Origin of the sequence: Streptomyces sp. ITFR-21 (assembly GCF_031844685.1) — a bacterium.
Lineage (GTDB): Bacteria > Actinomycetota > Actinomycetes > Streptomycetales > Streptomycetaceae > Actinacidiphila.
On sequence record NZ_CP134605.1, the window covers coordinates 3,074,003 to 3,087,159 of the forward strand.

Annotated in this window: 9 protein-coding genes; 2 read left to right on the forward strand and 7 right to left on the reverse strand. The window is 73.8% G+C overall.

Features of this window, described 5'->3' with window-relative positions:
• The first annotated feature begins 863 nt into the window (after positions 1-863).
• Positions 864-2,069, forward strand: coding sequence for a metallophosphoesterase (locus RLT57_RS13325; protein WP_399128595.1), 1,206 nt, complete (start codon positions 864-866; stop codon positions 2,067-2,069).
• Positions 2,070-2,233: 164 nt separating this feature from the next.
• Here RLT57_RS13325 and RLT57_RS13330 read toward each other — a convergent pair whose 3' ends face one another.
• A complete protein-coding gene (locus RLT57_RS13330; RefSeq protein ID WP_311297601.1) occupies positions 2,234-5,746 on the reverse strand; it encodes a glycoside hydrolase family 3 C-terminal domain-containing protein in 3,513 nt (1,170 codons plus the stop codon).
• A gap of 1,615 nt (positions 5,747-7,361) precedes the next feature.
• Positions 7,362-7,610: a hypothetical protein gene (locus tag RLT57_RS13335; protein WP_311297602.1), complete on the reverse strand. Its 249-nt coding sequence runs from the start codon at positions 7,608-7,610 to the stop codon at positions 7,362-7,364.
• A 173-nt stretch (positions 7,611-7,783) separates the two neighbouring features.
• Between RLT57_RS13335 and RLT57_RS13340 the strand changes: the two genes are divergently transcribed.
• On the forward strand, positions 7,784-8,116 hold the full coding sequence (locus tag RLT57_RS13340; protein ID WP_311297603.1) for a cupin domain-containing protein: 333 nt from the start codon (positions 7,784-7,786) through the stop codon (positions 8,114-8,116).
• Between the two features lie 221 nt (positions 8,117-8,337).
• Here RLT57_RS13340 and RLT57_RS13345 read toward each other — a convergent pair whose 3' ends face one another.
• The 5 genes from RLT57_RS13345 to queD form a co-directional block, all read right to left on the reverse strand.
• Positions 8,338-9,741: an MFS transporter gene (locus tag RLT57_RS13345; RefSeq protein ID WP_311297604.1), complete on the reverse strand. Its 1,404-nt coding sequence runs from the start codon at positions 9,739-9,741 to the stop codon at positions 8,338-8,340.
• On the reverse strand, positions 9,732-11,153 hold the full coding sequence (locus tag RLT57_RS13350) for an aspartate aminotransferase family protein (RefSeq protein ID WP_311297605.1): 1,422 nt from the start codon (positions 11,151-11,153) through the stop codon (positions 9,732-9,734). The genes RLT57_RS13345 and RLT57_RS13350 overlap by 10 nt, the downstream gene beginning before the upstream one ends.
• 159 nt (positions 11,154-11,312) lie before the next feature.
• On the reverse strand, positions 11,313-11,912 hold the full coding sequence (folE, locus tag RLT57_RS13355) for a GTP cyclohydrolase I (protein WP_311297606.1): 600 nt from the start codon (positions 11,910-11,912) through the stop codon (positions 11,313-11,315).
• Positions 11,913-12,542 (reverse strand): 7-carboxy-7-deazaguanine synthase QueE, encoded by a 630-nt coding sequence (locus RLT57_RS13360; protein ID WP_311297607.1) that lies wholly within the window; start codon positions 12,540-12,542, stop codon positions 11,913-11,915. It lies immediately after the preceding gene.
• 235 nt (positions 12,543-12,777) lie between these two features.
• A complete protein-coding gene (queD, locus tag RLT57_RS13365) occupies positions 12,778-13,140 on the reverse strand; it encodes a 6-carboxytetrahydropterin synthase QueD (protein ID WP_311297608.1) in 363 nt (120 codons plus the stop codon).
• Between the last annotated feature and the right edge of the window lie 17 nt (positions 13,141-13,157).

Consider the following 13,157-nt stretch of genomic DNA (forward strand, 5'->3'; position numbering starts at 1 on the left):
CACCTCCCTGGCATCAGTTGCCCCGTGCGCCATAAGAGCACCATGCCCGGAGCGGGTTCACAAGTACGCGGCAGGCGGCGGGCGTTGTGGGCGCTCTTCGCGGCGGGGGCCGCGTCCACCGGTGGCCGGGGGCGGGGTGTTGCCGGCGCCCGCCGAGCGCGCCGGGGCCCGGACGACGCGCTTGCGCGGGCGCCGCCATCGTCCCGGCCATCGTCCCGGCCACCGTCCCGGCCGACCGTCCGAAGGTGGCGCCGGGGTACCGCCCGCGTCTCGGGCGGGGGCCGACGGCCTCCCGGCGCACGTGCGCCGACAGCTCGGTCGTGAGCGGTGAGGGGGAGGACGGCGATGGGGAGGGCGGGGTGAGGGTCGCCGCGGCCCGGCCGCGTGCCGGGACAGCGGTGGTGCGAGGGATTCCGCGGGACGCCGGGTGCCGGATGATGGGTAAGGACGGTCGGACAGCGGATGTGAAGGGCGGCGCGGTGGCGGACAGCGAATCCATCCGGTCGGAGGCGGACCTCCGGTCGGCCGGTGGCAGGCCGGAGAGCGTCGTGGCCGTCGAGCGGCCCGAGGCCGGGGCGGAGATCACGGTCGGATCGGCACCCGTGCCGGACGGCGAAACCGGGGCCGAACCGGCACCTGCGGCGGATCCCGCAGCCGGGGACGAGTCCGCGCCCGCGCCTGTGCCCGCGCCCAACCCCGCGCCCAGGAGCGGATCAGCGCCGGCGCCCGACCCGACGACCGAGGCCGGTCCGACGACCGAAGCCAACCCGACGGCCAAGAACGGATCGGCCCCCGCGCCGGACCCCGGGACCGAAGCCGGGAGCGCGCGTCCCCGGCAATCCAGGCGGCGGCTGGGCGGGACCGTGGTCCTCCTCGTCCTCGCGATGCTGTTCGTCCTGCCGTGGTGGACGCTGTTCGCCTCCGGCGTGGACTGGCCGCTGCCGGTCTTCGTGGCCGGTACGGCCGTCTTCGCCGCCTGGCTGGTCTCCTTCCCCTTCCTGATGGCCGCGGGCCACGGGCACCGGCGGGCCGACCGGGCGGCGCGTGCCGCGGACAGCACCCTCGGGGCGGTCTGGGTGCTGTTCACCTGGTCGGTGCTCGGCGGCCTGGCGCACCTGGTGCTGATCGGGCTCGGCGTCGGCGGCGCCGACCGGGCCAGGGTCGTCGCCGTGGCCGTCGCCGCGGTCTCCGCCGTCCTGCTGGCCTGGGGGCACTACGAGGCCATGCGCGTACCCCGGGTGAAGCGGCTGGACGTGCACGTACCCCGGCTCGGCGGCGGTCTGGACGGGACCCGGGTCGTCGTACTGGCCGACACCCACTTCGGGCCGATCGACCGGGCCGACTGGTCGGCACGGGTCGCCGAGGCGGTCAACGCGCTCGACGCGGACGTCGTGGTGCACGCCGGGGACATCGCCGACGGCACCCCCGCCCAGCGCCGGGGGCAGTCCGCGCCGCTCGGGACGATCCGGTCCCGGCTGGCGAAGGTCTACGTCACGGGGAACCACGAGTACTTCGGGGAGGCCCAGGGCTGGCTGGACCGTATGGCGGAACTGGGCTGGGAACCGCTGCACAACCGCCATGTCGTGGTGGAGCGCGGCGGGGACCTCCTCGTGCTCGCCGGGGTCGACGACGTGACCGCGGAGTCCTCCGGTCTGGCCGGGCACCGCGCGAACCTGCTCGGCGCGCTGGCGGGGGCGGACCCGGACCGGCCGGTCCTGCTCGTCGCCCACCAGCCCAAGTACGTACCGCAGGCGGCCGCCGCCGGCGTCGACCTCCAGGTCTCCGGGCACACCCACGGCGGCCAGATCTGGCCGTTCAACTTCCTTGTGCGGATCGACCAGCCGGTGGTGCACGGCCTCAGCCGGCACGGCGAGCGGACCCAGCTGTACACCAGCCGGGGCACCGGCTTCTGGGGCCCGCCCTTCCGGGTCTTCGCACCGAGCGAGATCACCCTGCTCACCCTGCGGCCGGGCGCCGGACCGGCCACCGCGGACCGTACGGGGGACGCGGCCGACTCGACCGCGGTCGGCACGGACTCCCCGGCGGGCACGGACGCCAACGCCGGCTGACCGGGCCGCGGCCCCTCCCGGAACGCCGAGGTCGGGGCCGGGACAGGCCGCCGCGCGGAGCGGGCGGTGGGACCCGGTCCGCGCGGCGGCGTTGGTGGTCCTAGGGGTGGGGGCGGTCACGGCGCCCCGGCGGGCGGGGCACCGTACTCACCGGGTGACCGTGTTCACTGCGTGACGGACCATACGAATGTGGCCGAGCCCGACACCCCCCGGCTGTCCGTGGCCGTGACCGTCACCGTGGAGGTGCCGGGCGTGCCGCCGGAACCGGAGACCGTGCCGTTCGAGGCGATCGTGATGCCGGGCGGCAGGCCGGTCGCGGTGAAGGTGAGGGTCTGCGACGCGTTGGAGTCCACGGCCTGCAGGGCGAACGAGACCGCCTTGCCCTTCGGGCTGCTGTAGCCGAAGGGGTTGACGACGCCGACCGTCTCCGCGCCGGGTACGCCCGAGTTCGCGGTGACGTTCGCGCTGACCGCCGTGTTGGTCAGCGAGACGCCGGCGGCCGAGGCGCCCGCGGCGACCTGCCCGGTCAGCGTCTGGGCCAGGCTGGTCGAGCCGGTCAACGGCAGGTGGTTGGACGCGTCCCCGACCTTGATCGAGTACGCGCCCGCCGGGGCCTCCCACTGGTTGTCAGCCGCCGACCAGGACGCCAGGTCGTGGACGGTCAGCGGGAAGGTGACCGTCGCGCTCTGCCCGGGGCTGAGCGTGACGCGCTGGAAGCCGCTCAACTGCTCCGGCGGGTCCTGGGCGGCGGCCGGGTCGCCGACGTACATCTGGGCCACGTCCGCGCCGGCCACCGACCCGGTGTTGGTGACCGTCGCGGTCACCGTGGCCTTGCCGTCCGCGGTGAAGGCGCCGACGTCGAGGTTGGAGAAGGAGAACGTCGTGTAGGAGAGGCCGAAGCCGAACGGGAAGGCGGGGGTGATGTTCTGGGACTGGTACCAGCGGTAGCCGATGTCGACGCCCTCGCTGTAGACCGGCCCGGTCGGGGTGCCCGGCCACTGCGCGGTGGTCTGGGCGGGGACCTGGCTCAGGCTGCCCGGGAAGGTGACCGGCAGCTTGCCGGACGGGTCGGCGGTGCCGAAGATCAGCGCGGCCGTGGCGGCGCCGGTCTCCCCTCCCCCGTACCAGTTCTCGAAAACGCCCGCGACGTTGTCCAGCCACGGCATGACCACCGGCGAACCGCTGTTGACCACCACGACGGTGTGCGGGTTCGCCGCGGCCACGGCGTTGATCATCGTCTCGTCCGCGCTGGAGAGATCCAGGGTGGCCAGGTCGCTCTCCTCGCCCTCCGGGGCGCTGACGTAGACGATCGCGTCGGTGGCGGCCTGGGCCGCGGCGACCGCCTGCGGGATGTCGGCGGTGCCGTTGTCGTCGCCCGCGGTGTAGGTGACCCTGACGTTCGGCCCGACCGCGTTCTGGACGCCGGTCAGCGGCCAGACCGTGTTCGCACTGTCGACTCCGCCGCTGCCGCCGCCGGCGAGTTCGACGGCGGCGCCGCCGTCGGTGCCGATCACCGCGATGGACCCGGTCATGTCCGGGTTGAGCGGCAGCAGCCCGTTGTTCTTCAGCAGCACCGTGCCCTCCTCGCCGAGCTTCAGCGCGGTCTGCTGGTGCGCCGCGCTGGTGACGGTGGCCGAGAGCGAGCCGGTCGGCGCGTTGTCGAACAGGCCGAAGGCGAACATCTGGGTGAGGATGCGGGCCACGATCGCGTTCAGGGTCCCCTGGTCCAGCGTGCCGGCCGCGAGGGCCGCGGCCACGTCGCTCGCGTCGGAGAACGGCATCGCGATGTCCATGCCGCCCTCGGCGTCCGCGACGGCGTTGCCCGCGGCGCCCCAGTCGGAGACGACGAAGCCGCCGTAGTCCGCCTGCTGGTCGAGCCCGTTCTGCAGCATGTCGGCGCTCGCGCAGGAGGGGGCGCCGTTGACCACGGCGTAGGAGCACATCACCGAACCCGGTGCCGACTGCTCGATGGCGGTCCGGAAGGGCGCCAGGTAGAGCTCTTCGAGCGCCTTCTGGCTGACCGTCTCGTTGTCGCCGCCGTTCGGATACCGCTCCTGGTCGTACGCGGCGGCGTGCTTGACCTCGGCCATCACGCCCTGGCTCTGCAGACCGCCGACCTCGGCGGAGGTGATCTGCCCGGCCAGGTACGGGTCCTCGCCGTAGGTCTCGTAGGTCCGGCCCCAGCGCGGGTCGCGCACCAGGTTGGCCGTCGGGCCGAGCGAGACGTTCGCGCCCTTGCCGGCGAACTCGGCCCCCTTGGCCGCGCCCTCCTGGCCGACCAGTGCCGGGTCCCAGGTCGCGGCGGCGTTCTCGCCGTCGGGGAAGGCCGTCACGCCGCCGTTCCCGTCGCCGACCCCGGACGGGCCGTCCTCCAGGTTCAGCGACGGGACGCACAGGTCCGGGATGCCGGCGACCTGGCCGATGTACGCCGAACTGCCGTCGCCGGAGGCCAGGGTGACCTCCTCCGCCCGGTCCATGGTGTCGAGCACCTGCTGGACCCGCTGGGCGACCGGCGCGGTGGAGCCGACCCACGGGCAGACGCCGTTGCCGCCGTTCCCGTTGCCGCCGCCGACCGGGGCCACGGTGGTCAGCCCGTAGACGTCGAACTCGAAGATCGAGTAGCCGAACGAGGTGCCGCGCGCCGTGCCGGCCATGCGGACGTAGCGGGCGGTCACGGAGGCGGTGAAGGTCTGGTTCCCGCCGGTGCCGGCCGTCGTGGAGTAGACGGTGGTCCAGGTCGCGTTGTCGTCGGACACCTGGACCTGGAACGCCTTGCCGTACGCGGCCTCCCAGCGGATGCCCACGCCGCAGATCTGCTGCCGGGCGCCGAGGTCGACCTCCAGCCACTGCGGGTCGCCCGCCGCGCTGGACCAGCGGGTGCCGGGGTCGCCGTCGGTGGCGCCGGACGCCGGGTAGGCCACGGCGTCCTGGGTCGAGGAGGCCGTGGTCGGCTGGTCCAGTGCGAGGTCCTGCGTACCGCAGTACTCGGTCGGACCGGTGCCGCCGGTGCCGCCCGTGCCGCCACCGCCGTCCGATCCCTGGGCGAAGGCCAGGTAGTGGAAGTTCCAGCCGTTGGTGTCCTGGTCGACGGTGAGCGTCTGCCGGCCGGCCGGCAGGGTGACGGCGGCGGTGACCGTGGTCCAGGTCTCGTAGCCGCCGGTGTTCGGGACGGCGACCGCGCCGGTCAGATCGCTGCCCGCGGCGTTGGCGATGTGCAGCGCGTCGGTGAGCCCGTACGGCGAGGCCACGCGGAAGCTGACCGTGTAGTTCCCGGCGGTGGCGGCGTCGACGGTGTAGGTGAACCACTGCCCCGGAGTGGTCCAGCCCATGTCGTACGCGCCGCCGGCCGCGCCGGTGTCCTGGGTGTCCGCGGTGGTCTCGAGGTCGATGCCGTCGGAACGGTAGCTGTCGGCGCTGCCGTTGGCGGAGACCACGCCGTAGGCGACGCCTTGGCCACCGGTGTCGTAGTTCGCGGCCTGGACCGTGCCGGGAACCGGGGCCGGGGTGCCGCCGAAGGGGGCACCGCCGGCGGCGTAGGCCCGGGTGTGCACACCGGCCAGCGACAGGGCGGACAGGGCCGCGGCCACAAGCAGCGCGCGGACCGTGGGGCGGCGGCGGGAGCGTCGCGGCGTGCCGCGCGGGGGCGCCGGCGGTCGCGGGAGAGGGAGCAGCTTCATTGCATTCCCTTCGGTTGTCTCAGGTGTCGGGACTTCTTCTCGGGCGCCGGACCGCCCGGCCGGTCGGCGAGTGGGCCGACCGGCCGGGCCGGCGCGGATTCCGCGGGCGGACGGCCGCGAACGGCTCGCGCCCGCGCGGCCGGCCCGGCCGTGTGCGGCTGGGCACGGCTCGGCTGGGCTGGGCTGGGCTGCGGGCTGACGCGGACCGGATCGGCTGCCCGCGGGGCGGTGCCGGGCGGTGGGGCGGTGGTACGGGGTCGGCGGGTCGGAACATGGCAGGGGCATGACAGGGGCATGACAGGACATGGTGGACCGGGGTGCCACGCAGCGGGAGTTGAGCTCGCCGTATGACTCCCGCCAACCATGGAGAGTGTCCCCCGGGCGGGCCGAACGGGATGGGAGAGCGCTCTCCAAGGTTGCGTCAAGATTGCGCATGGGCCGCGGAAGCCTGTTGCCGCCGGGGGTGAGGGCCGCGGTGGATAGCGGGATCGGCGGCGCGGTCCCGCACGCGGCGGCGCGGCGGTCTCGGTGGCGCGCCGGTCTCGGTCCTGGCGTCGTCGTCCACCGCCGTCCGCCAGGGTTCAGGCCGGTCGACCGGCTCTGCTCCACCGCGGGCCGTACGCGCTACGGAGGCGGGCGGTCGCTACCGGGGGCCGCCGGAAGGCGTGGTGGGGAGGGCGCCGCCGGTGCCGTTGCGGTGGGCGCCCTCGCAGCGGACCCGTCCGCGGCGTTCCCGCTCGGCGCACAGGCCGGGCGGACGGGCTCGGCACCGGTCCCCTGGTCCGGCACGGCTTCCCTGAACCCGCGCTCGCGCCCGGGTGGGGCGCGGCCGTGCCGAGCCCGGCGTCCACCGCGTTCCGGGTCGACGCCGCCGCCGCGTCCGGTTCAGCGTCCGGTTCGGCCGGCTCCCCGGCTTCCACCGCCTCGGCGTCGTCGACGGAATCCACCGGGTCCTGCGCCGCTGGTGCCTCCGCCGGTTCGACGGCCTCCTCCGGGGCGGACGGCCCGTCGGGTTCGGCTGGATCCTCCGGTTGGGCGATGTCCGCCGGCTCGGCGGGCTCTTCCGGAGCAGGCGGGTCCTCGGGAGGCGGGGTTACGTCCGGAGCCGGGGTTTCGTCCGGAGCCGGGGATTCGTCCGGAGCCGGGGATTCGTCCGGAGCCGGGGTTTCGTCCAGGGCGGGCAGGTTCACCGGGCCAGCGGGTATCTCCGGCCCGGCGGGAATCTCGGGTATGGCCTCGTCCGATGCCGGGCGGCCGTCCGGCGCGGCGGTCTCCCGCTGCCCCGCCGCAAGGTCCGCGACGTCGGCGGGATCCGCGTGATCGGGCAGGTCCGCTAAATCAGGCAGGTCCGCGGGATCCGGCAGGTCCGCAGGGTCCGCGACGCCGTCGGCGTACCGCTCCGCCGGTTCCTCCCGTGTCTCCTCCGGGAGCGGCTGTTCGGCGTCGAGGAGGTCGTCCGCGTCGGAGGGTCCGGGCGCCGGCTGCTCGGTGTTCTCCGAACCGGGGAGTTCCCGCGCCTCCGCGGTGTCGCGGGGCTCGGCGGCCTCGGAATCCGGTGGGGCCGGCGGGTCCGGGGGGTCCGGGGGCGGCGGAGGGGGCGCGTCGGTGAGCTCGCTCATCGGCCGGGACCCGGCGGGGACGGCACGGACAGCGCCGACAGGGCCCAGGTGGTGCCCATGCCCAGGAAGCGGGTGGCGGCGAGGAAGGCGGCGCGCGGGTCGGGGGACGGGCTGAGCCGGGCGACCGCGGAGGCGTACGCGGGCGGCCGGCCGCCGGTGACCACGGAGCGGTCGGGGAGCCACAGGTCGGGGTGGTCCCGGAGCGCCGGCGGGCGGGCCGGAAATCGGGGACGCGGGTTCCGCACCGGCCGGATATCCACGGTGATACGGCCCGCAACGGGGGAACACGGTAAAATCGCGCCGGTCGGCATTGGCGTGTTCGACCCGGACAACAATGCGCCGGACAACCGAACAAGACCGGGCACATGCGACAACGATGAGCAAGATCAGGCACATCAGACGACCCGAAGAGGAAACGATGACCGACTTGCCCAAAGGCTGGGACATCGCCCACGACGGCGAACTCGCCGACACCGCGTGGATACCGTGGGGATCCGACGGTAAAGCCCGAGCAAAAATAGCGGCTCGGGCCGACGGATACCACATCGCCGTGGTCGAAGCCGAACCCGGCTACCGCACCGACCCGCACACCCACCAGCACACCGAGTTCTTCTACCTGATCGAAGGCACCGTCAGCAACCAGGGCCACACCATCAGCGCCGGGGGGCTCTTCGCGGCCGCGGTCGGGTCCGAGCACAACGATTTCATCGCCGAGACCAAAGTGAAGTACCTCTCGATTTTCAAACTCTGAAAATCCCCGCCCGCCGGTTCCCGAACCTTACCCTCATCCGCCTTCGCGACCGCGAGCGCCGAACTCCCCGAAATCCGGGTCCGGCTCCCTCTCACCTCTCCTCCCCCGCCGGCATGGCGACGACGGCGGAGGAGGCACCCCCGGCACCGCGGGACGGACGCCCCCGACTTCCAGGCGTCACGTCCCCGTCATTCCCCCGTCGGAACTGCGGACCGAATCCGCTATGGCGGCGGCTCGGCCGGCAGCGGAATGGGGGCGGGCGGCTCCGGAGACGCGCCGGGCGGGCGGGCGACTGCGGGGACGAGCGCGAACGCACCGCAGGAGACGACCAGCAGGGTGCCCCACAGGGCGAGCGTTCCGGCGTTCGTCAGGCGGGTCAGCACGCCCGGGGCCAGCACGGCGGCCAGGCTCCAGCAGAGCTGGCTGACCGCGAAGTACCGGCCTCGCAGATCCGCGGGCGCGAGCGTGGCGACCAGATCGGTGAGGACGGGGGAGGAGACGATCTCCCCCGCGGTGTAGCCGAACAGGGCCGCCACCAGGAAGAACGCGAGCCACGGGGGGCGGTCCGCCGCGTGCGCCGCCCAGAGCAGGGCGAAGGAGGCCGCGAACAGCACGGCCGCCAGGTGCAGCAGGCGGGTACCGCGGTGCGGGCGCAGCGCCTCGGTGACCGGTGTCTGGAAGGCCACCACCAGCGCGGTGTTGCCCGCGATGAACGCCCCTGCCACCCATGCCGGTTGGTCCAGCGTCCTGGTGACGTAGAGCGCCAGGATCAGCGGGGGTCCCAGCAGGCACAGCACGAAGAGCACAGTCGCGGCGTTGAGCGCCGCGAAGCGGCGGTCGGCCAGGACCTGCCGGTAGCCGGGGCGTCGCGGCGGACGGACCGGCTCGGGAAGGGCGGCGGGCGGCGGCTCCCGCGGAGGCCGGCCGGCGGATACGGCCGCGGGCGGCGGCTGCGGGCGCCAGCGGGCGAGGACGGCGGCGGCCAGCAGGAAGCTGCCCGCGTTCGCCACCACCACCGCCCGGCCGCCGATCGGAGCCGCGCCCACCGCGCCCACGGCACCCACCGCGCTGACCGCGCCCGCCGGGTGCGGCCCGCCCGCCGCACCCGCCGCGATCAGCGACGCCAGCAGCGCCCCCACCCCGGTGCCCACGTTCCGCACCACCCGCAGCAGGCTGAACCAGCGCACCCGGTCCTCCGGTGCGGAGACCGTGGTGACCAGCACCCCGTTCGCCGTCCAGAACAGGTTCTGGCCCGCGGTGACGAGGAACCCGAAGGCGACGATCTGCCCCGCGGACGCCGCCCCCATGTAGCCGACGAAGCCCGCCGCCTGGGCGAGGTTCGCCAGCACCACCGACCGGCGGGCGCCGGCCCGGTCGACCAGCGGGCCGAACAGCGCGGAGCACGGCAGCGCGAGGGCCGCGGCCGCGGACAGCGCGAGCCCGACCGTGGGCGCCGGCAGCCCGGTGGTGCCGAGGAAGTACAGCAGCGCGTACGGCAGGAAGAGCCCGCTGCCCAGACTGTCCACCAGGGCCGCCGCCAGAAGCGGGCCGGCGCCGCGGGCCCGCGGCAGCCCCAGCCGCTCCCGCCGGGTGGGCCGGGTGGTCGCCGGCCCGCTCAGGACCACGCGGGCTTCTTCTCCGCCGCCCCGGTGAGCACGGCCGTCACCGCGCCGCGGAGGATCTCCAGACCCTCGTCGAGTTCTTCCTGGCGGATCGTCAGCGGGGGCAGCAGCTTGACGACGTCGTCGACGGCCCCGGAGGTCTCCACCAGCAGCCCGCGCTCGAAGGCGGCGGCGCAGATCAGCTGCGCCGTGGTGGGGCGGCTCGCGCCGCCGCCGGTCGTACCCGTGCCGGCGCCGCCGCCGGTCGTACCGCTGCCCGCCTCGGCGCCGGCCGTCCCGCCGCCATCCGCCGCACCACCACCCGCCGCACCACCACCCGCCGCACCACGAAAGTGCAGGCCGACGGCCAGACCGCGCCCGCGCACCTCGGCGGCCGCCGCGGGGAACTCCCGCGCGAGGTCGGTGAGCGCCGCGCGCAGCCACGCGCCCTTGGCCCGTACCGCATCCTCCAGTCCGCCGTCCGTCCAGTACGTCCGCAGGGCCTCGGCGCCGGTGACGAACGACGGGCTGACGCCGCGGAAGGTGCCGTTGTGCTCGCCCGGCCGCCACACGTCCAGCTCCGGCCGGAGCAGGGTGAGCGCCATCGGCAGGCCGTATCCGCCGATCGACTTCGAGAGGCAGACGATGTCGGGGGTGATGCCCGCGTCCTCGAAGCTGAAGAAGGCCCCGGTGCGTCCGCAGCCCATCTGCACGTCGTCCACCACCAGCAGGACGCCCGTCCGGCGGCACACGTCGGCCAGCGCGCGCAGCCACGTACTGCTCGCGGTGTGCAGGCCGCCTTCGCCCTGCACGGTCTCGACGATGACGGCGGCCGGCAGGTCGTGGCCGCTGCCCGGATCGGTCAGCAGTCTCTCCAGCAGCGCGGGCGCGTCGACGCCGCCCGGGTAGCCGTCGTACGGCAGCGAGGTGGCGTGGGCGAGCGGCAGGCCGGCGGCGGCCCGCTTGGCGGAACTGCCGCTCACCGCCAGCGTGCCGAGCGTCATGCCGTGGAAGGAGTTGGTGAAGCTGACGACCGGGTGCCGGCCGGTCACCTTGCGGGCCAGTTTGAGCGCCGCCTCCACGGCGTTGGCGCCGCCGGGACCGGAGAGGACGACCTTGTAGTCGAGTCCGCGGGGCTTCAGGAGGATCTCCGACAGCGCGTGGAGGAAGTCGGCCTTGGCCACCGTGGACATGTCGAGTGCGTGGATGACGCCGTCCCGGCTCAGGTAGTCGAGCAGCGCGGCCTTGAGCACCGGGTTGTTGTGGCCGTAGTTGAGCGCTCCGGCGCCGGCGAAGAAGTCCAGGTACGGCGTGCCGTCCCGGGCGTACAGCCGGCTGCCCTCGGCGCGGTCGAAGACCACCGGCCAGCACCGGCAGTAGCTGCGCACCTCTGATTCCAGCGATTGCGGCGAGTGTTCTACGTCGAGCGTGCTCATCGAGATGTCCGTTTCCTGCCGGTGGCGAAGGCGATGGCGATCGTGGCGGTGGCGGTGGGCGGGCCGTCCCGGGCGGACGGGGTGCACGGGGTGCACGGGGTGCACGGGGTGCACGGGTGGGTGGACGGACGGCGGGGTACGGGGCCGGCCCGGCCCCGGTCAGTGGTGGAGGAAGGCGAAAAGTTCGTCGCGGGCGGGGCCGGCCCGGCCGAAGTCGCCGTGGATGGAGGTGGAGGTCATCCGCGCGCTGGTCTTGATGCCGCGCATCGTCATGCACAGGTGTTCACCGTGGCCGACCACGGCGACGTCCTCACTGCCGGTGATCCGGATGATGTCGGCGGCGATGTCGGCGACCAGCCGCTCCTGCAGCTGCAACCGGTGGGCGTGCTGGTGCGCGATGCGGGCGAACTTCGAGAGCCCGAGGAGCCGTTCGGTGGAACGGTAGGCGACGCTGATCGAGCAGTTGAACGGCAGCAGGTGGTGCTCGCAGAGGGACCAGACCTCGATGCCCGAGACGAGCACCAGCTGACCGGTGGCGGTGGTCTCGAACAGGGTCGACGTGGTGCCGGGGTCGTAGCTGGTGAACTCCCGCCACCAGCGGGCGAACCGCTCCGGCGTATCGCGCAGCCCGTCGCGTCCCGGGTCCTCGCCGATCTCCTCCAGCAGTCTGACGGCGAGGTCGATCAACGGATCGGGGTCTCCCACCGGTTCGATGTCCAGCGTGGTGGCGACGGACTGGGTCTTCACCTCGGTGCTCACTCAGACGCCTCTTTCCTGTCCCCAGATCAAGATGTGCAGTCGGGTGGTCAGATTCCAGCCGCGCTCGATCACCGCCGCCACCAGGTTCCGCCCGTGGTCGCTGACGTGTTCCGCGCTCTGGCCTTCCGGCATGATCCACACCGGGCCGATGGCGAAGCGCCGCACAAGGTCGCCCACTTCGTCCAGGTCGGCGGGGTCGCGGCAGACGAACTTGAAGCAGCTGCCGGGGGTGCCGGCCAGGCTGCGCAGCGCGTCGGGCCTGATCCGCCGATCGGCGGCCACGCCCGAATGGGCCAGCTTCGGCGAGACGTTGAACCGGGCGCCCGCCGCCACCAGCGCCGGGTGCGGGACGTGCGTGCCGTTGGTCTCGATCTCGACCTCCATGCCCCGTCCGGTCAGCAGCTCGACCAGCGGCACCAGCCGTACCTGCTGGCCGAGCGGTTCGCCGCCGGAGACCACCACCAGGTCCACGCCCAGCGCGGACACCTGGTCGGCGACCGAGGTGACCGAACGCGAGTGCAGCTCCTCGCGGGGGTCGTACGCGATCCCCGCGTCGCTCGTGCCCTGCCAGTCCCATGTGTAGGGGGTGTCGCACCAACGGCAGGTCAGGTTGCAGCCGCCCAGGCGCACGAACGCGCACCGTCGGCCGAGTGAGCGGCCCTCTCCCTGGACGGCCCTAGGTGGGGCCGAAGACTTCGTTGACGACGAGCTGCGGTTCCACTGGCACCACCTCCTCGATACGGTCTGCGGTCACCGCGCGAGCGGCGCGATGCGATGCGATGCGGCGCGATGCGATGCGATGCGGTCAGGTCCGGGTTTGCCCGCCGTCGGCGGCGGGCAGCGGACCCGCAGGCCAGGGACGGGGTCAGGGACGGAACTCGGCCCAGGTCTTGGGTGTCTCGGAGATCCGGACGGCGGACAGTTCGGGGAACTGCTCCGACCACAGCTCGTACATCCACCGGGCCAGGTTCTCGGCGGTCGGGTTGGCCTTGACGATGTCGTTGAGGTGCTGGTGATCGACGGTGGCGTCGATCCACCTCTTGAACGGGGCCAGCTCGCCGTAGTCCCGGACGAATCCGGTCGCCGTCAACTGATCCGCTTCGGCGGCCAGTTCCACTTCGACCAGGTAGTTGTGCCCGTGCAGGCGCCCGCACTGGTGCCCTTGGGCGAGGCCCTCCAGCCGGTGGCTGGCGGAGAAGGCGAACTGCTTGGTGATCCGCAACGCCATGTGCGCTGTCCTCTCTG

Coding starts and splice junctions, on each gene's coding strand:
- RLT57_RS13330 (WP_311297601.1), bottom strand. CDS start 5,746: ATGAAGCTGCTCCCTCTCCCGCGACCGCCGGCGCCCCCGCGCGGCACG.
- RLT57_RS13340 (WP_311297603.1), top strand. CDS start 7,784: ATGACCGACTTGCCCAAAGGCTGGGACATCGCCCACGACGGCGAACTC.
- RLT57_RS13350 (WP_311297605.1), bottom strand. CDS start 11,153: ATGAGCACGCTCGACGTAGAACACTCGCCGCAATCGCTGGAATCAGAG.
- queD (WP_311297608.1), bottom strand. CDS start 13,140: ATGGCGTTGCGGATCACCAAGCAGTTCGCCTTCTCCGCCAGCCACCGG.